Below are 18,842 nucleotides of genomic sequence, written 5' to 3'. Positions count from 1 at the left end.
GGCGACATGTCGGGTGTGGAATCGAACCATGACCGAACTCGCCCCCGTGCTGGTCGGAGCGGCTCCGTTGTCGCCTGCCGATGTCGTCGCCGTCGCCCGCCACGATGCCCCCGTCCTGGTCGTCGCGGAAGCTCTCGCCCGTGTGGCCCAGACTCGCCGTGTGGTCGACGGCCTCGCCGCCGACCCTCGCCCGCACTACGGCGTGTCCACCGGGTTCGGCGCCCTCGCGACCACCTTCATCGCCCCCGAGCGCCGCCTGCAGCTCCAGGCCAGCCTGATCCGCTCGCACGCCGCGGGTACCGGCGCCGAGGTCGAGCGCGAGGTCGTTCGCGGCCTCCAGCTGCTGCGGCTGCAGACACTCGCGTCCGGACGCACCGGCGTGCGCCCGGTCGTCGTCGAGACCTACGCCGCCCTGCTCAACGAGGGCATCACTCCTGTCGTCCGCGAGTACGGATCGCTCGGCTGCTCGGGCGACCTCGCGCCCTCGCGCACATCGCCCTCGCTGCGATGGGAGAGGGCGACGTGCGCGACGGCTCCGGAACCCTGCTCCCCGCGGCCGAGGCCCTCGCCGCCGCGGGCATCGAGCCGCTCACCCTCGTCGAGAAGGAGGGGCTCGCGCTCATCAACGGCACCGATGGCATGCTCGGCATGCTGGTGCTCGCGCTTCACGACCTCGAGACCCTTCTGCTCACCGCCGACCTCGCCGCCGCGATGTCGGTCGAGTCGCAGCTCGGAACCGACGCCGTGTTCGCCGCCGATCTGATGGCGCTGCGTGCGCAGACGGGGCAGGCCGAGTCCGCCGCGAACCTCCGCGCGTTCCTCGCGGACTCCCCGATGGTGGCCAGCCACAAGGGGCCGGACGACGGCAGGGTGCAGGATGCGTACTCGCTGCGGTGCTCGCCCCAGGTGCATGGCGCCGCACGTGACACCGCCGGCCACGCCGCGATGATCGCCGGGCGCGAACTCGCCAGCGTGATCGACAACCCGGTGATCACCCTGGACGGACGCATCGAATCGAATGGGAACTTCCACGGCGCGCCCGTGGCCGCCGTCCTCGACTTCCTCGCGATCTCGATCGCCGATGTGGCCTCGGTCTCGGAGCGTCGCACGGACCGGGCGCTGGACCCGGCGCGCAGCCACGGCCTCCCGCCCTTCCTCGCCGATGAGGTCGGCGTCGACTCCGGCTTGATGATCGCGCAATATGCCGCGGCGGGGATCGTGTCCGAGCTCAAGCGGCTCGCGGTCCCCGCATCCGTCGACTCGATCCCGTCTTCGGCAATGCAAGAGGATCATGTCTCGATGGGCTGGGCGGCCGCGCGGAAGCTGCGCCGGGCGATCGACGGCCTCGGGCGCGTGCTCGCGATCGAGATCCTGACCGCGGCCCGCGCCCTCGATCTCCGTGCACCGCTGGAGGCGGGGCCCGTGACCGGCGCCGTGCGCGACCTGGTCCGCACCGTGGCGGCAGGCCCCGGTCCCGACCGTTTCCTCTCGCCGGAGATGGAAGCGGTCACCGCACTCGTCCAGTCGGGCGACGTCGCCCGTATCGCGAAGGAGCACATCGATGGTTGAGAACACCACAGCGGGTCCCCGCGTCGTCCGCGCCGCCCGTGGCAACGAGCGCACGGCGAAGAGCTGGGGCGCGGAAGCCGCCAAGCGCATGCTGATGAACAACCTCGACCCCGAGGTCGCGGAGCACCCGGAAGACCTGGTGGTCTACGGCGGCACGGGCAAGGCCGCCCGCAGCTGGGAGGCGTACGACGCGATCGTCGCACCCTCGACGAGCTCGAGCCCGACGAGACGCTGCTCGTGCAGTCCGGCAAACCGGTCGGGTGTTCCGCACGCACGAGTGGGCGCCGCGCGTGCTGATCGCCAACTCGAACCTGGTCGGGGACTGGGCGACCTGGCCGGAGTTCCGTCGGCTGGAAGAGCTCGGACTCATCATGTACGGGCAGATGACCGCGGGGTCGTGGATCTACATCGGCACACAGGGGATCCTGCAGGGCACCTACGAGACGTTCGCCGCCGTCGCTCGCTCGCTCGGACGGGACTCGCTGCGCGGCACCCTCACCCTCACCGGTGGCCGGGTGGGATGGGGGAGCCCAGCCGCTCGCGGTGACCATGAACGACGGGGCGGTGCTCATCGTCGACGTCGATGAATCACGCCTGTCTCGTCGCGTCGAGCACGGCTACCTCGACGAGTACACGACCGACCTCGATGCGGCCGTCGCCAGGGTCATCGAGGCCAAGCGCGCCGGTACGGCCCTCTCCGTCGGCGTCGTCGGCAACGCGGCGGAGGTCTTCCCCGAGCTGCGGCGTCGGGGGGTGCCGATCGACATCGTGACCGACCAGACCAGCGCCCACGACCCCCTCGCCTATCTCCGGCTCGGCATCGCGGTCGAGGACTGGAAGGCCGAGGCCGAGCGCGACGCCGAGGAATTCACGCGACGCTCCCGGGAGTCGATGGCCGCTCACGTCGAGGCGATGGTGGCCTTCCAGGATGCCGGTGCCGCGGTGTTCGACTACGGGAACTCGATCAGGGCCGATGGCGCAGCTCGGCGGCTACGACCGGGCGTTCGCGTTCCCCGGCTTCGTGCCGGCGTACATCCGCCCGCAGTTCGAAGAGGGACGGGGGCCGTTCCGGTGGGCGGCGCTCTCGGGAGACCCCGAGGACATCTTCAAGACCGACCGCGCGATCGCGGAGCTCTTCCCGGAGGATGCGGCTCTGCACCGTTGGCTCGAGAAGGCCGGCGAGAAGGTGCACTTCGAGGGACTGCCCGCCCGCATCTGCTGGCTCGGCTACAAGGAGCGCCACCTCGCGGGCCTCAGGTTCAACGAGATGGTCGCGTCGGGTGAGCTGTCGGCGCCGATCGTGATCGGACGCGACCACCTGGACTCTGGATCCGTCGCGTCGCCGTACCGGGAGACCGAGGCGATGAAGGACGGTTCCGACGCGATCGCGGACTGGCCGCTCCTGAACGCCCTGCTCAACACGGCATCCGGCGCCTCGTGGGTGTCGCTGCACCACGGCGGCGGAGTCGGCATCGGACGTTCGATCCACGCGGGACAGGTCACCGTCGCGGACGGGTCGGCCCTGGCCGCCGAGAAGCTCGAGCGCGTGCTCACGAACGACCCGGGCACCGGGGTGATGCGTCACGTGGACGCCGGGTACGAGCACGCCCGCGAGGTCGCCCGTGAGCGCGGCCTGCACATCCCCATGCTCTGACACACTCGAAGGATCTCGGACGAGAGGAGCGGCGATGCGCACGCTGATCACCGACATCGCGGAGTTGACCACCAACGTCGCCTCGGCCGGCGATCCCTGCGGCACGAAGGGCGATGCGGCCGTCCTGATCGACGACGGCCGCATCGCCTGGGTCGGGGCCTCCGCAGACGCACCGACGGCGGACGAGATCGTCGACGGCAGCGGTCGCGCCGTGATCCCCGGATTCGTCGACAGCCACAGCCACCTGGTCTTCGCCGGCGACAGAGCGGCGGAGTTCGAGGCGCGGATGGCCGGGCAGAAGTATGCGGCCGGCGGCATCCGCTCGACCGTCGCCGCCACCCGCGCGGCGAGCGACGAGGAGCTGCGGACCCGACTGCGGGGTTTCGTCGACGAGATGCTCGCGCAGGGGACGACCACCGTCGAGATCAAGAGCGGATACGGACTGAGCGTCGCCGACGAGGGGCGTCTCGTCCGGCTCGCCGCCGAGGTCACTCCCGAGGTGACGTTCCTCGGGGCGCATGTCGTGCCCGCCGAGTACGTCGACGCCCCCGACGCCTATGTCGACCTGGTGACCGGGCCCATGCTCGACGTCTGCGCGCCGCACGCGAAGTGGATCGACGTGTTCTGCGAGACCGGGGCGTTCACGGTTGCGCAGTCGCGGCGTGTGCTGGAGGCCGGCGTCGCCCGCGGGCTCGTGCCACGCGTGCACGCCAGCCAGCTCGGACCGGGCGAGGGCGTGCGGCTCGCCGTCGAGCTGGGCGCGGCATCCATCGATCACGGCACGTACCTGACGGATGCCGACGTCGAAGCGCTCGCCGGCTCGGCCACCGTGCTCACGCTGCTGCCCGGTGTCGAGTTCTCGACACGGCAGCCCTATCCCGACGCACGGCGTCTGATCGATGCGGGGGTGACCGTGGCTCTCGCGTGCGACACGAACCCCGGTCGAGCTTCACCTCGTCGATGTCGTTCTGCATCGCCGTCGCCGTACGGGACATGGGCATGACCCCGGCGGAGGCGGTGTGGGCGGCGACCGCCGGTGGGGCGAGGGCACTACGCCGCGACGACATCGGTGTGATCGCTCCGGGCGCGAGGGCCGACCTCGTGCTGCTCGATGCGCCGACCCGCATCCATCTCGCGTACCGCCCCGGCGTGCCGCTCGTGCGTCGGGTGTGGAAGGACGGTCGGGCGATCGGCTGAGCTCGGCTCCGACACGGGAGCGGCCGTTCACCGCCGGACGGCCTCCTGCACGGAGCGCAACCTCGTCGCACGTTCTCCCGCGACGATCAGGAACCGCGACGCCACGTCGTGCTCGATGTCGTCCGCGAGTTCGAGCAGTGCCAGGTCCATCGCCTCGCGGAGCTCCGGGTCTTCGTCCGACGGCACGTGGATGGGATGCCGGGCGTCGAGCGGTACCAGCACGGCGAGGTCGATGGACGAGAGGGCGTCTGCGGCGATCTGCACCGCGCGGGGGATGAGGGCGCCGGAACTGCGGCCCAACGCCTCCAGCGCGATGAGGTAGGCGGCGAAGTCGAGGGGACTCCGTTCGGCGAGGAGATGCGCCTGATCCGCGTGCTCGTGAAGGCGGGTCGCGGAGATGCGCAGCTGACCGGCGAAGCTCGACTCGCCGGTCGCGTCGTCAGTCTCGCTCTCGAGGTCGTCGAAGGGGTCGCCCAGCACGAGGTACTCGGGGTGCGCGGCGTGGAAGTCCGAGATCAGGGTGCTCTTGCCGCTCGCGTGCGTTCCGGAGACGACGATCCTCATGAGCGTGCGGAGAGACCGGCGAGCAGCTCCAGCACGCACAGCGCGGCCAGCCGGACCGTGCGGGCGTCGTCGGCGTCGGCGGTCGCATCGACCTCGGCGAGGTCGGCGCTCACGACGCGGCTGTCGGCGGCGACGGCGCGGGTGAGCGCGCGCAGCTCCACGCCTGCAGACCGCCCGGCACGCTCGCGGGGCACCCGGGGGCGACGGATCGGTCGCAGACGTCGACGTCGATGTCGAGGTGGACGCGGGGATCCTGTCCGGCGCCGGCGATCTCGACGGCCTCGGCGACCACGTCGTCGATCCCGCGGCGGCGGAGCTCGTCGAGCGTGATGACCCTGATGCCCCACTCGGCCGCGCGGCGGGCGTAGGCCACCGAGTTCGCGAAGTCGGCGATGCCGATCTGCACGATCCTCGTCGTGTCGATCCGTGCGGTCGACAGCGCCGACGCGGCGGGGTCGTCTTCGACGAGGCGGCGCACCGGCGTGCCGTTCGAGATGCCGTCGCGCAGGTCGAAGTGCGCATCGAACGTGATCAGGCCGGTCGCTTCGGCTCCGAGCGCCACCGGGTACGTGAGCGAGTTGTCGCCGCCGAGTGCGACCACGAGTCGTGACGCAGCGGTGAGGTCGCGCACCCGCGCGATCACGCGCGCTTCGCCTGCGGCGCCGTCGGGGTCTGCTACGTCGCCCGCATCCGCGATGTGCAGAACGTCGCCGAGCTCGACCGCGGGCGGTCCCATCAGGGCGGTTCCGTAGCGGGGTAGGGCGTCACGGATCGCCGCCGGTGTGGCGTGTGCGCCGGTGGGCGAGAGCGAGGTGCGCCAGGTCGGCACTCCGAGCAGCACGGCATCGGCGGCACCCGCGAAGGCGGGCCAGGAGCCGGCGCGGGGCCAGAGCGGATCGTGGCTCAGCGGACGGGATGCGGGGGTCATATCAGACTCCGGGGATCAGGGCGTGGGCGACGGCGAAGATGGCGAGACCGGCGAGAGCGCCGACGAACGTGCCGTTCAAGCGGATGTACTGCAGGTCGCGTCCCACCATGAGCTCGATCTTCTCCGTGGTCTCGGCCGGGTCCCAGCGTTCGACGGTGTCCGTGATGATCGACGCGATGTCGTGGCGGTAGCGGTCGACCAGGAACACGGCCGCATCAGACACCCAGGTGTCGACGCGGTGCTGCAGGGCCGTGTCTGTCGTGAGGCGCTCGCCCACCTCCTGGAGGGCCTGGACGGCGCGACGGCGGAGTCCGCTCTCGGGGTCGGCGAGAGCGGTGAGCAGTCCGTTCTTCGCGGTGTTCCACGCCTCGGCTGCCAACGCCCCGACGCGGGGACTGTCGAACAGCGATGCCTTCGCGTTCTCGAGCTTCGCTCGCGTCACCGGGTCGTTCTGCAGGTTGTCCGCCAACCGTGCGAGGTAGCCGTCGACGGCGAGGCGGGCGGGATGACGCGGGTCGGCCTGCACGGCATGCACGAACTTGACCGCCTCGTGGTAGACCGTGTCGTCGACGAAGCGATGCGCCAGTTTCGGCACCCAGCCGGGGAGCCGTCGCGAGACGAGCCCCGTGAACGACTCGGCGTTCGCGTCGAGCCAGCGTGCGATGCTGTCGGCGGCGAGGTCGACCGCCCCGTGGTGGGCGTCCGCCTCGACGATCTTCTCGAGCCAGGCACCGGCCGGCGGTCCCCACTCCGGGGTCACCAGGTGCTCGCGCGCGAGGTCGGTGATCAGGTCGCGCACGTCGTCGTCGCTCAAGGCGTTGAGCACCGCCGTCGCGATCGTGGCTCCCTCCGCCCCGACCCGCTCGGCGTGCGGAGCCTCGCGCAACCACTCGCCGGCGCGGAGGGCGATGTGCGTGCTCGACAGCTTGGTGCGGACGACGTCGCCCGCCAGGAAGTTGGTCTCGACGAACTCGCCGAGCGTGCGGCCGATCTCGTCCTTGCGGCTCGGGATGATCGCGGTGTGCGGGATGGGCAGTCCGAGCGGCCGACGGAAGAGCGCGGTCACCGCGAACCAGTCCGCCAGCGCACCGACCATGCCGCCCTCTGCGGCGGCGCGGACGTACGCCAACCAGTCGACACGCTGCTGGAACGCGAAGGCGAACACGAAGACGACGGCCATGAACACGAGCGCCCCGAGGGCGACGGCTTTCATGCGGCGCAGGGCACGAAGCCGTTCCTGGTCGGCGGGGGAGAGCTGCGTCATCGGTGTTCGCGGCATGACGTCATCCTTTCACGAGGCGAGTACCCTCGAGACGTGATCGAAGACATCAAGAAGCGTGCCCTGCACCGCACCAGCATCCTCGAGGGGCAGATGCGCGGGGTCGCGCGGATGATCGAGAACGAGGAGTACTGCATGGACATCATCACGCAGTCCCGCGCGATCCAGCGATCCCTCGAGTCGTTGAATCGGCTGCTGCTGGAGAACCACCTGCGCACGCACGTCACCCACATGTTCGACGAGGGCGGCGAGGAACGCGACAAGGCGGTGCTCGAGCTCCTCAAGGCGTTCGACTTCGACCGCAAGTAGACACGACGCAGCGCCCCGACGTGGACGTCGAGGCGCTGCGGGCGGGCTCACCTGCCGCCGTCGAACACTTCGTCCTCCATGGCGTCGTATCCCTCGGCCTGCGGGTCGCCGTGCGATCCGCCCGAGATGGCGTACTCCTCCTCGGGCGAGAGCACCAGGCGGTGGCGGAAGAAGAGTCCGAAGCCGAGCAGGATCACCACGTACACGATCGCGATGGCGATGATCGCCGGGCCGAACGTCGGGTTCAGCAGGAAGCCGACGAAGATGAGCGCGGCGATCACCAGTGCGAGTGCCGCACCGGGGATGCCCCACGGGCTGCGGTACGGGCGCTCGACGTCCGGGTACTTCTTCCGCAGGATCATGAACGACACCAGCTGGAGCCCGTAGGCGAGCACCGCGCCCCAGACGGCGATGTTCAACACGATCGCACCGGCGACGGTTCCTGCGCCCTCGGCGTCGACCGCCGCGAGGACGTCGAGGACGATGAGGGCGACGAAGCCGATGGCCGCGCCGATGACCAGGGCCACCCATGGCGTCTGCCGCGTGCCGGTGAGGGAGAGGAATCGCGGGTAGTAGCCGGCGCGCGAGAGGGAGTACATGTTGCGGCCGTAGGCGAACATGATGCCCTGCAGCGAGGCGAGCAGGCCGATCAGGGCGAAGAGCGCCAGCACCGCGGCGAGCTGGTCGCCGACGATCGCGCGGAAGCCGTCGAGCAGCGGCTCCCCGGCCGTGCCGGTCGCCTCTGCACCGATCACGCCGGTGTTGAGGAACAGCACCAGGAGACCGGTGACGATGAGGGTGCCACGGGCCCAGAACCCGGCCTTCGGGATGTCGCGCGTCGGGTTGTGCGATTCCTCCGCGGCGAGGGGCAGTTCTTCGATCCCCAGGAAGAACCACATCGCGAAGGGCAGGGCGAACAGGATCGGCAGCACGCCGTGCGGCAGGAACTCGGTCTGGCCGGGGTCGGGGGCGATGTCCCACAGTGCATCCCAGCTGAAGGCGCCGGAGAAGATCGCCATCAGCGAGAACACCACGATGATGCCGATCGAGATGATCGAGACGACGATCGCGAAGCGGAACGAGATCGCCGCTCCCGCCGAATTCAAGGCGATGAAGACGATGTAGAGGATGAGGTACCAGACCCACCCCGGCAGCTCGAGTCCCAGCAGCTCGCTGGTGATGCCGTTCGCATACGACGCCGAGAAGTAGACGATCACCGCCGTGGTCGCCACATACTCGATCGTCTCCGCTGCTCCCGTCACCAAGCCGCCCCACGGCCCCATCGCGGAGCGGGCGAACGAGTACGCGCCGCCGGTGTGCGGCATCATGGCCGCCATCTCGCCGATCGCGAAGATCATCCCGTAGTACATCAGCACGAGGATCACGAATGCGATGAGCATGCCGCCGAAGCCGGCGAAGTCGATGCCGAAGTTCCATCCGGAGAAGTCGCCGGAGATGACCGCGGCCACCGCGAGACCCCACAGGCCCCAGACGCCGGCCGAGCGCTTCAGGGTCCGTTTCTCGAAGTACTCGCTCCCGGCCCGTGTATAGGTCGCCCCAGCGACCTTGCGAGATTCATTGCTCTGCTCAGACATCCGCTCTCCGTTCGCATGCACACACAGGCGCCGGGTGCACCTTGGGCATGATTGTGGCAGTCAATGGTGGTTTCGTCTACCTTTAAACCGCGAGGTGATCTACTCTGAGGGCGAAGCCGGTCGGACGATCGCTTCACCACGACGACGGGAGCGAGAAGATGTCGGGAAACCTGAGCATCGAGCAGCTGGATGCCGGCATCGCCGCCGGCGAGATCGACACGGTGATCGTGGCCTTCGCCGATGCGCAGGGACGGCTGGTCGGCAAACGGGTCTCCGCCCGGCTCTTCCAGGAGGACATCCTGCATCACGGCGCCGAGGCCTGCGACTACCTGCTGTCGGTCGACGTCGACATGAACACGGTCGACGGCTACGCGATGTCGGGGTGGGACCGCGGGTACGGCGACATGGTGCTGCGGCCGGACGTGGCGACGCTGCGACGGATCCCGTGGCTCGCCGGCACCGCGCTCGTGATCGCCGACCTCGTGTGGGGGAACGGGGAGCCGGTCGGGCCCTCCCCGCGGGCCATCCTGGATCGTCAGCGCGACCGTCTCGCCGAGCGGGGCTGGATTGCGTTCTCGGGCACAGAGCTCGAGTTCATCGTTTTCGACAACACCTATCGCGACGCCTGGGCCCGCAAGTACGAGGGGCTGACCCCGTCGACCGACTACAACGTCGACTACAACCTGCTCGCCTCGACCAGGCTCGAGCCGCTGCTGCGCGACATCCGCAACAGTATGGACGGGGCGGGCTTGTACTGCGAAGGCGTGAAGGGGGAGTGCAACCTCGGCCAGCAGGAGATCGCGTTCCGCTACGCCGAAGTGCGCGAGACCGCCGACCAGCACGCGCTCTACAAGAACGGCGCGAAGGAGATCGCGGAGCAGCACGGGCAGGCACTCACCTTCATGGCCAAGTTCAACGAGCGGGAGGGCAACAGCTGCCACATCCACCTCTCGCTGCGCGCTGAGGACGGCACACCGGTCATGGCCGGCGACGGCGAGCACGGATTCAGCCCCGTCATGGAGCACTGGATCGCCGGCATCCTCGCCACCTTGCGCGAGTTCACCCTGCTCTACGCGCCCAACATCAACTCCTACAAGCGCTTCGCCAAGGGCAGCTTCGCCCCGACCGGGGTGGCCTGGGGCATCGACAACCGCACGTGCGCCCTGCGGGTGATCGGCTCGGGGTCGGGACTACGGGTCGAGAACCGGGTGCCGGGCGGCGACGTCAATCCGTACCTCGGCATCTCTGCCATCATCGCCGGTGGCCTGTACGGCATCGAGAACGAGCTTCCGCTGCCCGAGCGCTTCACCGGCAACGCGTACGAGGCCGGGGTCGAGCACCTGCCCACCACCCTCCGCGAGGCTGCGCAGCTGTTCAGCGCCTCGACCATCGCGCGCGAGGCGTTCGGCGACGATGTCGTGGACCACTACCTGAACCAGGCACGCATCGAGGTCGAGGCCTACGACGCCGCCGTCACCGATTGGGAGCGCATCCGTGGTTTCGAACGGCTCTGACCCCGCCCCGCTGATCGGCGTCACGACCTACCTCGAACGGGCGCAGCAGGGGTGTGGGATGTGCGCGCCGCGTTCCTTCCCGAGCAGTACCTGACCGGGGTGACCGCGTCGGGCGGCATCGCCCTGCTGCTGCCCCCGCAGGACCCAGACGCGGCGGATGCGGCCATCGCGGGGATGGACGGGCTGATCCTCTCCGGGGTGCCGACGTCGCGCCCGAGCTCTACGGCGCGGAGCGGCATCCGCTCACCGACCCCGCCCGCGTCGATCGCGATGCGTGGGAGCTCGCCCTGTTCCGGGCGGCGGAGCGGCGCCGGATGCCGGTGCTCGCGATCTGCCGTGGTCTGCAGCTCGTGAACGTGGCCCGCGGCGGGACGCTGCAGCAGCACCTGCCCGAGTCGCTCGGCACCGAGCGCTACCGCCTCGGAGGGGTGTCTTCGCCGAGAACGACATCGAGGTGACGGACGACACGGCGTTGGCGGGGGTCCTCGGCGCCGGCGACGCGCGCGTCCACAGCTACCACCATCAGGGCATCGACCGCCTCGGTGAGGGGCTGATCGCCGCGGCGCGTTCCGACGACGGGCTCGTCCAGGCGTTCGTCGACACGTCGGGCGGACACGTGGTCGGCATCCAGTGGCACCCGGAGGAGAACGCCGAGGACCGGCGCCTCTTCGAAGATCTCGTCTCACAGGCTCGCGTGTTCGCCGCGGGTCGGAAGGAGGGCGCCCGATGAGCGCGTTCACCGTCATCAACCCGTCGACCGGCACGGCGATCCGCGAGGTGGCACGCGCCGATGTCGCCGAGACCGATGCCGCCATCGCGCGTGCCGTCGCCGCACAGCGCCGGTGGGCGGCCCTCGCTCCGGTCGCCCGCGCCGATGCGCTCAGGGCCTTCGCCCGTGCCGTCGAGGGCGCGGCCGAGGAGCTGGCGCAGCTGGAGGTGCGCAACTCCGGGCATCCGATCGGCTCCGCGCGATGGGAGGCAGCGCACGTCGCCCAGGTGCTGAACTACTACTCCGCCGACCCCGAACGCCTGTCCGGGCGGCAGATCCCGGTGGCCGGCGGACTCGACGTCACCTTCCACGACCCGTATGGCGTGGTCGGTGTCATCGTGCCATGGAACTTCCCGATGACGATCGCGTCGTGGGCGTTCGCGCCCGCGCTCGCCGCGGGCAACGCCGTGGTGCTGAAGCCGGCGGAGTTGACCCCGCTCACGGCGATCCGTCTGGGCGAGCTCGCACGTGAGGCCGGTCTGCCCGAGGGACTGTTCGAAGTCGTCACGGGCTCCGGATCGGTCGTCGGCCAGCGCCTGGTCGAGCACCCCGACGTGCGCAAAGTCGTCTTCACCGGCTCGACCGAGGTGGGCATCGAGGTCGCGGCCGGGTGCGCGCGGGCGCTCAAGCCGGTCACGCTCGAACTCGGCGGTAAGAGCGCGAACATCGTCTTCGCCGACGCCGACCTCGAACAGGCGGCGGCAGGTGTCCCCGGCTCCGTGTTCGACAACGCCGGCCAGGACTGCTGCGCCCGCAGCCGACTGCTCGTGCAGCGCTCGGTCTACGACCGCTTCCTCGAACTCCTCGAGCCCGCCGTGGCCGCGTGGCGCGTCGGGGATCCTGGACGAGACGACACCGACATGGGACCCCTCATCTCGGCGGGGCACCGCGACACCGTCGCCTCGTTCCTCGACGGCGCCGACATCGCCTTCCGTGGCACGGCGCCCGAGGGGGACGGGTTCTGGTTCGCCCCGGCCGTGGTGCTCGCCGATCCCGCCGATCGGATCGCGCAGCAGGAGGTGTTCGGGCCCGTCGTCGCAGTGATGCCCTTCGAGGACGAAGCCGACGCGATCCGCCTGGCGAACGACACGATCTACGGCCTCGCCGGGTCGGTATGGACGCAGAACCTGAGCCGCGGCGTGCGCGTCGCGCGGGGTGTGCGCAGCGGGGTGCTCTCGGTGAACTCCCACTCCTCGGTGCGCTACGCCACCCCCTTCGGCGGCATGAAGGCGTCGGGCCTCGGGCGGGAGCTCGGCCCGGACGCGGCCGAGCACTTCACCGAGACCAAGAACGTCTTCTTCGCGACCGACGACCTCTGATCGCCGCGCAACCCACCCCATCCGGAACGGAGAACCCTCATGAGCATCGACCTGACCCAACGACTCCGCGATCGCGTCGCCATCATCACCGGCGGTGCGAGCGGCATCGGGTTCGCCACCGCCAAGCGCTTCGCCGCCGAGGGAGCCTTCGTCGTGATCGCCGATGTCGACCCGACGACCGGTGAGGCGGCGGCGGCCGAGGTGGGCGGGGCGTTCCGTCCGGTCGACGTCGCCGATGAAGCGAAGGTGAACGCGTTGTTCGACGGCGTCGCGGAGGAGTTCGGGCGCATCGACATCGCGTTCAACAACGCGGGCATCTCTCCTGCCGATGATGACTCGATCGAGACCACGGAGCTCCCCGCATGGGACCGGGTGCAGGACGTCAATCTCAAGAGCGTGTACCTGTGCAGCCGCGCGGCGCTGCGGCACATGGTCCCCGCCGGACGCGGGTCGATCATCAACACCGCGTCGTTCGTGGCGCTGCTGGGGTCGGCGACTTCGCAGATCAGCTACACCGCGTCCAAGGGCGGGGTCCTCGCGATGTCGCGCGAGCTGGGTGTGCAGTTCGCCCGCCAGGGTGTGCGAGTGAACGCCCTGTGCCCCGGACCGGTGAACACGCCGCTGCTGCAGGAGCTGTTCGCCAGGACCCGGAGCGCGCACGACGACGTCTCGTGCACGTGCCGATGGGACGATTCGCCGAGCCGGAGGAGCTCGCGGCCGCGGTCGCCTTCCTCGCCTCCGACGACTCCTCGTTCATCACCGCCAGCGCGTTCGTGGTCGACGGCGGCATCACCAACGCCTACGTCACGCCGCTGTGAGCGACCCCCACCTCGCTGTGACAGGGTGAAGGCATGAGCGAGCACTCCTCCGACGGCGACCTCGTCGAGGTGCGGAAGGCGGTCTACCGGCCGCTGCGGCGTGGCAACGCCCTCGAGGACGCGGTGGCCCGGCTCGTGCAGACGATCCGGCTCGGCGTGGTCGCGCCGGGGAGTCGCTGCCGCCGGAGCGCGAGCTCGCCGCCTCGTTCGGGGTCAGCCGAGACACCGTGCGGGAGGCGATCCGCGAACTCGCCGACACCGGCTACCTCCTGCCCCGCCGAGGTCGGTACGGCGGGACGTTCGTGGCTGATCCGCTCCCGCATCCGTCGGTGTCCTCGGCCGTCGCCCCCGAACACCTCGACGATGTCCTCGGACTCCGCCGCGTGCTCGAAGCCGGGTCTGCCAGAGCCGCCGCGAGTCGGACGCTCGACGCCGCCACCCGCGCCGACCTCTGGGCACGGCACGAGGCCGCGCTGCCGGCGGGACCCGAGGAGTACCGGCGCCTCGACACGCTGCTGCATCTGGCGATCGCGGAGGCCGCCGGCATCCCCTCGCTCGTCGCACTCGTGGCCGAGAACAGGGCCGACGTCAACGCCTGGCTCGACACGTTCCCGCTCATGCCGCGGAACATCCAGCACTCAGGAGAGCAGCACGAGAGCATCGTGTCGGCCATCCTGGCCGGACGCCCCGACGCCGCCGAGGCGGCGATGCGCGACCATCTGGCCGGGTCGGAGGCGCTGCTGCGGGGCTTCCTGATCTGACCTGGTCGGGGTCGGCACGCCCCTCGGGTCAGCGCGCGGCGGCCTCGTCCGTCACGGTCAGCGCCTCGTCGATCGCGGCGAGTCCGCGCACGAGCTCGTCCTCGTCGATCACCAGGGGTGGAGCGACGTGCACGCGGTTGAAGTGCGTGAAGGGCCAGACCCCCGCCTTCTTCGCGGCGGCCGCGAATGCTCCCATCGGCGCGGCGTCCGCCCCTGCGGCGTTGAACGGCACGAGCGGCTCGCGCGTCTCGGCGTCGCGGACCAGCTCGACCGCCCAGAACAGACCGAGGCCCCGCACATCGCCGACGCTCGGGTGCCTCTCGGCCCAGGAGCGCACGGTCGGCTCGACGATACGCGCGCCGAGATCCACACGTTCGAGGATGCCGTCGCGGCGGAACACCTCGAACGTGGCGACGCCGGCCGCGCACGCGAGAGGGTGTCCGGAGTAGGTGAGTCCGCCCGCGAAGGGCATCGTGTCGAAGGCGCTCGCGATGCGGTCGGAGATCACCACACCGCCGAGCGGCACGTAGCCCGAGTTCACGCCCTTCGCGAAGGTGATCAGGTCGGGGCGGCCGTCGAACGCGTCGATGCCGAACCATTCGCCGAGCCGACCGAAGCCGACCATCACCTCGTCGGCGATGTACACGATGCCGTGACGGTCGCACAGCTCGCGCACGCCCTGCAGGTAGCCGGGCGGCGGCACGAGCACGCCGTTCGTCCCCACGACCGTCTCGATGATGATCGCCGCGATGGTCTGCGGACCCTCGAGCTGGATCGTCTGCTCCAGGTGCGCCAGTGCCCGCTCCGACTCCTGCTCCGGAGTCTCCGCGTGGAAGGGGGAGCGATACAGGTAAGGGCCGAAGAAGCGCACCGCTCCGGAGTCGACGGTGTCGTTCGCCCAGCGGCGCGGGTCGCCGGTCAGCGAGATCGCGGTCGAGGTGGAGCCGTGGTAGCTGCGGTACATCGAGAGCACCTTGCGGCGGCCGGTGAACTGGCGGGCCATGCGCACCGCGTACTCGTTGGCCTCGGCGCCGCCGTTGGTGAAGAACACCTTCTCCAGTCCGTCCGGCGCGACCTCGGCGATCAGGCGGGCCAGCTCGCCGCGCACATCGTTCGCGATGGACGGCTGGATCGTCGCGAGACGCCCCGCCTGCTGCTGGATCGCCGCGACGAGGTCGGGATGCTGGTGGCCGAGGTTGAGGTTCACGAGCTGGCTGGAGAAGTCGAGGTACGCGTTGCCTTGATAGTCCCAGAACGTCGAACCCTCGCCAGCGGCGACAGGCAGCGGATCGATCAGGGCCTGCGCGCTCCAGGAGTGGAAGACGTGCCCGCGGTCGTCCGCGCGCACCTGCGCCTCGGCGTCGGGGGCGGGCAGCGGGTGCGCGAACCCGTGTCGGTCGGTGTAGGTCGTCATGTCGTCTCCGCTCAGTGGTTGCTCGGGAAGCCGAGGTCGATCTGCGGGGGTGTGGTCCGGCCAGCGGGTGGTGACGACCTTGGAGCGCGTGTAGAAGTGCACCGACTCCGGGCCGTAGATGTGCGAGTCGCCGAACAGCGAGTCCTTCCAGCCGCCGAACGAGTAGGCGCCGACGGGCACCGGGATCGGCACGTTGACGCCGACCATGCCGACCTCGATGTCGAACTCGTACTGGCGGGCGGTGCCGCCGTCGCGCGTGAAGATCGCCGTGCCGTTGCCGTAGGCGTTGGCGTTCACGAGGGCGACCGCGTCGGCGTAGGTGTCAACGCGGACGACCGACAGCACTGGGCCGAAGATCTCGTCGTCGTACACCTTCATGCCGGGGGCGACCTGGTCGATGAGGCTGACGCCGAGGAAGAAACCCTCGGAATCGAACTCCTTCGTGGTGCCGTCCACGACGACGGTCGCGCCCTCCGCTTCGGCTCCTGTCACGTACGAGGCGACCTTGTCGCGGTGCTCGCGCGTGATGAGCGGACCCATCTCGCTCGCGGCATCCGTGCCCGCGCCGATCGTGAGGCCGTCGATGCGGTCGGCGATCGCGGCGACGAGGTCGTCGGCCACCTCGCCCACGGCGACCAGCACCGAGACGGCCATGCAGCGCTCGCCGGCCGAGCCGTAGGCGGCGGAGACCGCGGCGTCGGCCGCGGCGTCGATGTCGGCATCCGGCATGACGACCATGTGATTCTTCGCGCCCCCGAGCGCCTGCACGCGCTTGCCGGCGGCGGACGCGCGCTGGTAGATCGAGCGGGCGATCGGGGTCGACCCGACGAAGCTGATCGCGGACACCTCAGGGGACTCGAGGAGGGCATCGACGGCCTCCTTGTCGCCGTTGACGACGTTGAGCACTCCGTCGGGCAGGCCCGCCTCGGCGAAGAGCTTCGCGATCCACACCGCCGCCGACGGGTCCTTCTCGCTCGGCTTGAGCACGACCGTGTTGCCGCAGGCGATGGCCGAGGCCACCATCCACAGCGGCACCATGACGGGGAAGTTGAAGGGCGTGATCGCCGCGACCACGCCGACCGGCTGCTTGACCGAATGCACGTCGACACCGCGCGCGACCTGCTCGCTGCGCTCTCCCTTGAGCAGGTGCACGAGGCCGGCGGCGAACTCGACGTTCTCGATGCCGCGCGACACCTCGCCCGCAGCGTCGGAGAGCACCTTGCCGTGCTCGGAGGTGACGATCGCCGCGAGTTCCGGGGTGCGCTCCTTGAGCAGCTGACGCAAGCGGAAGAAGACGTCGGCGCGCTTGATCAGGCTCGTCTCGCGCCATGCGGGAAGCGCTGCTTCTGCGGCGGCGATCGCGGACTCCACCTCGGCGGCCGAGGCGAAGGCGACCTGCTTCGACACCCGGCCGGTTGCGGGGTCGAAGACCTGGCCGGTGCGGGCCGCCTCGGCGGCTTCCACTCCGTTGATGACGTGACGGACGATGTCCACGATTGTTCCTCCGGCTCGTGAAGAATGCGGTGTTCATACACTCTGACTGAGTGTCGAGTACGCTGATGTTTCTCCATGATCACAGAGCGTGAAGGTGTCCGAGGGTGTCAGAACGTCAGGACTTGACTGGAATCCGGACAGATCGTCCGGCCCGGACCGACGGATTGCTCACCGTGGCCGACGTGCTCGCCGATCCGGTGCTGCAGGGCGGCGCGCCGGAGGTGATCGTCGGAGGCGCCGCTCTCGACGTCGATGTGCGCTGGGTGCACGTCTCGGACAACGCGGGCGTCGCTCGTCTGCTCGATGGCGGCGAGCTGCTGCTCAGCACCGGAGCAGGGTGGCCGACGGCGGCCGACGCTCTGCGCGAGTTCGCCATGACGCTTCATCGCACGGGCGTCGCGGGCATCGTCGTCGAGCTCGGCTCCGGTCAGACGCGGGTTCCGGAAGCCCTCGCCGAGACGTGCAGAGAGGTCGGGCTCGCACTCATCGCCCTCTACAGGGAGATCAAGTTCGTCGCCGTGACCGAGTCGGTGCACAGGTCGCTGATCGCCGCCCAGACCGATGCACTGGGCGAGCGACAGCGCCTGCACGAACTCTTCACCGCGTTGAGCCTGCAGGGTGCGCCTGCCGATGTCATCGTCGCGGAGACAGCGCGTGCACTCGGCGCGCCCGTGATCCTGCAGAACCTCGCGCACGAGGTGATCGCCTATGAGACTCTGCGGACACCGGTGGCGCAGGCGCTCGGGCAGCTCGCCGACGCCGACCGCGTCCCGGTGCAGGCGCGCGGCGTGCGCTGGGGGACTCTCGTCGCCCTCTCGGGGCCGGCACATCCGGCTGGTCGGCTCACCGTGCTCGAGCAGGGAGCGACGGCGCTCGCCTTCGGGTGCCTCGCGGATGGCGGCGACGCGGAATGGTCGCTGCTCGCCCAGCGGGGCATCATCGACGATCTGCTCGGCGCGCGCTTCGCGAGTCCGGAGGACATCGCCGCGCGCCTCGGGGCCGGTGGTTTCGCGCTGCGGGGCCGGCACTGTCACGGCATCGTCGCCCGCGGTGCGGAGTCGGCAGCGGAGCTCGCGGCCCGGGCGCAGCGCGCCGGAGCAGCGGTGGTCGCCGCGCGCGTGGGCGACGACGATGTCGCCCTCCTGTCACTCCCGTCATCCCTGCTGCTCAGCGATGCTCTGGCCGCGCGCATCGTCGGTCCCGCCCGCACGGTCTTCGTCGGTCCCGCCGCCGAAGACGTGCGGGGACTGCTCGCCTCGCTGCGAGCGGCGAGAGACCTCGCGGTGAGCGATCGCTCCGAGTCCGGACCGGGTGCGACGCGTGGATGACCGGCCGTTGGAGCGCTTCGTCGCGTCACTGCGCGACGACCAACGTCTGCTCGCGCACAGTGCGCGGATGCTGGCCCCGGTCGTGGCCTATGACGACGAGCGTCGCGGCGACCTGCTCGATGTGCTGTCCGCGCTCGTCGCCCATCCGGGCAATCGTTCCGCGGCGGCGGCCGCGAGTCACCTCTCGCGTTCGGTCTTCTACCAGCGCCTCGCGGTGATCGGCGAGATGCTCGAGGTCGACCTCGACGACGGGGAGACCCTCGCGGCGCTGCACCTGGCGCTGCTGGCGAGACGGAGCGCGGTTCCCGTCACCTGACCCGAGCCCCGCCT

Annotated in this window: 10 protein-coding genes and 9 pseudogenes; 13 read left to right on the top strand and 6 right to left on the bottom strand. The window is 70.2% G+C overall.

Annotation, left to right across the window (positions count from 1 at the left end):
- Positions 1 to 28: 28 nt before the first annotated feature.
- The 3 pseudogenes from hutH to hutI all read left to right on the top strand — a co-directional run bounded on the left by hutH (position 29) and on the right by hutI (position 4,420).
- Positions 29 to 1,569, top strand: a pseudogene (hutH, locus tag G4G29_RS14180) (histidine ammonia-lyase).
- A pseudogene (hutU, locus tag G4G29_RS23515) lies at positions 1,562 to 3,223 on the top strand (urocanate hydratase). The pseudogenes hutH and hutU overlap by 8 nt, the downstream one beginning before the upstream one ends.
- Positions 3,224 to 3,257: 34 nt before the next feature.
- A pseudogene (gene hutI, locus G4G29_RS14170) lies at positions 3,258 to 4,420 on the top strand (imidazolonepropionase).
- A 27-nt stretch (positions 4,421 to 4,447) separates the two neighbouring features.
- On the opposite strand, the gene G4G29_RS14165 reads toward hutI, so the two are convergent.
- The 3 genes and pseudogenes from G4G29_RS14165 to G4G29_RS14155 all read right to left on the bottom strand — a co-directional run bounded on the left by G4G29_RS14165 (position 4,448) and on the right by G4G29_RS14155 (position 7,191).
- Positions 4,448 to 4,984, bottom strand: a complete 537-nt coding sequence (locus G4G29_RS14165) for an AAA family ATPase (protein ID WP_183150550.1) — start codon at positions 4,982 to 4,984, stop codon at positions 4,448 to 4,450.
- Positions 4,981 to 5,912: pseudogene (locus G4G29_RS14160) on the bottom strand (arginase family protein). Before G4G29_RS14160 ends, G4G29_RS14165 begins: the two are co-directional and overlap by 4 nt.
- Position 5,913: 1 nt before the next feature.
- Positions 5,914 to 7,191 carry a DUF445 domain-containing protein gene (locus tag G4G29_RS14155; RefSeq protein WP_183150549.1) on the bottom strand — a complete coding sequence of 426 codons (1,278 nt, stop codon included), beginning with the start codon at positions 7,189 to 7,191 and terminating at the stop codon, positions 5,914 to 5,916.
- 36 nt (positions 7,192 to 7,227) lie between these two features.
- Between G4G29_RS14155 and G4G29_RS14150 the strand changes: the two genes are divergently transcribed.
- The gene (locus G4G29_RS14150; RefSeq protein WP_017202671.1) at positions 7,228 to 7,500 is read left to right on the top strand and encodes a metal-sensitive transcriptional regulator; all 273 of its coding nucleotides are present in this window, start codon (positions 7,228 to 7,230) and stop codon (positions 7,498 to 7,500) included.
- A 47-nt stretch (positions 7,501 to 7,547) separates the two neighbouring features.
- Here G4G29_RS14150 and G4G29_RS14145 read toward each other — a convergent pair whose 3' ends face one another.
- Complete coding sequence (locus G4G29_RS14145) at positions 7,548 to 9,095, bottom strand: amino acid permease (RefSeq protein ID WP_183150548.1); 1,548 nt, start codon at positions 9,093 to 9,095, stop codon at positions 7,548 to 7,550.
- 158 nt (positions 9,096 to 9,253) lie between these two features.
- Between G4G29_RS14145 and G4G29_RS14140 the strand changes: the two genes are divergently transcribed.
- The 7 genes and pseudogenes from G4G29_RS14140 to G4G29_RS14120 all read left to right on the top strand — a co-directional run bounded on the left by G4G29_RS14140 (position 9,254) and on the right by G4G29_RS14120 (position 14,276).
- Entirely contained in the window at positions 9,254 to 10,609 is a 1,356-nt protein-coding gene (locus G4G29_RS14140) for a glutamine synthetase family protein (RefSeq protein WP_183150547.1), read from the top strand.
- Between the two features lie 51 nt (positions 10,610 to 10,660).
- Positions 10,661 to 10,963 carry a gamma-glutamyl-gamma-aminobutyrate hydrolase family protein gene (locus tag G4G29_RS23510; RefSeq protein ID WP_345941087.1) on the top strand — a complete coding sequence of 101 codons (303 nt, stop codon included), beginning with the start codon at positions 10,661 to 10,663 and terminating at the stop codon, positions 10,961 to 10,963.
- Positions 10,867 to 11,067, top strand: a pseudogene (locus G4G29_RS23505) (gamma-glutamyl-gamma-aminobutyrate hydrolase family protein); the annotation flags it as partial. The gene G4G29_RS23510 and the pseudogene G4G29_RS23505, both read left to right, overlap by 97 nt.
- A pseudogene (locus tag G4G29_RS23500) lies at positions 11,019 to 11,339 on the top strand (gamma-glutamyl-gamma-aminobutyrate hydrolase family protein); the annotation flags it as partial. The pseudogenes G4G29_RS23505 and G4G29_RS23500, both read left to right, overlap by 49 nt.
- Entirely contained in the window at positions 11,336 to 12,697 is a 1,362-nt protein-coding gene (locus G4G29_RS14130) for an aldehyde dehydrogenase family protein (RefSeq protein WP_183150546.1), read from the top strand. The pseudogene G4G29_RS23500 and the gene G4G29_RS14130, both read left to right, overlap by 4 nt.
- A gap of 39 nt (positions 12,698 to 12,736) precedes the next feature.
- Positions 12,737 to 13,515: pseudogene (locus G4G29_RS14125) on the top strand (3-oxoacyl-ACP reductase).
- Between the two features lie 33 nt (positions 13,516 to 13,548).
- Positions 13,549 to 14,276: pseudogene (locus tag G4G29_RS14120) on the top strand (GntR family transcriptional regulator).
- A gap of 28 nt (positions 14,277 to 14,304) precedes the next feature.
- On the opposite strand, the gene G4G29_RS14115 reads toward G4G29_RS14120, so the two are convergent.
- Positions 14,305 to 15,690, bottom strand: coding sequence for an aspartate aminotransferase family protein (locus G4G29_RS14115; RefSeq protein ID WP_183150545.1), 1,386 nt, complete (start codon positions 15,688 to 15,690; stop codon positions 14,305 to 14,307).
- 11 nt (positions 15,691 to 15,701) lie between these two features.
- Positions 15,702 to 17,184: pseudogene (locus G4G29_RS14110) on the bottom strand (CoA-acylating methylmalonate-semialdehyde dehydrogenase).
- A 173-nt stretch (positions 17,185 to 17,357) separates the two neighbouring features.
- On the opposite strand from G4G29_RS14110, the gene G4G29_RS14105 reads away from it, so the two are divergent.
- Positions 17,358 to 18,512, top strand: a complete 1,155-nt coding sequence (locus G4G29_RS14105; RefSeq protein ID WP_183150544.1) for a PucR family transcriptional regulator ligand-binding domain-containing protein — start codon at positions 17,358 to 17,360, stop codon at positions 18,510 to 18,512.
- The gene (locus G4G29_RS14100) at positions 18,505 to 18,828 is read left to right on the top strand and encodes a helix-turn-helix domain-containing protein (RefSeq protein WP_244632046.1); all 324 of its coding nucleotides are present in this window, start codon (positions 18,505 to 18,507) and stop codon (positions 18,826 to 18,828) included. Before G4G29_RS14105 ends, G4G29_RS14100 begins: the two co-directional genes overlap by 8 nt.
- Positions 18,829 to 18,842 lie beyond the last annotated feature (14 nt).

The organism is Microbacterium sp. Se63.02b, assembly GCF_014171575.1.
GTDB lineage: Bacteria > Actinomycetota > Actinomycetes > Actinomycetales > Microbacteriaceae > Microbacterium.
The sequence above is the reverse complement of the archived record's forward strand: the minus strand, read 5'-3'. Positions and strand labels throughout refer to the sequence as shown.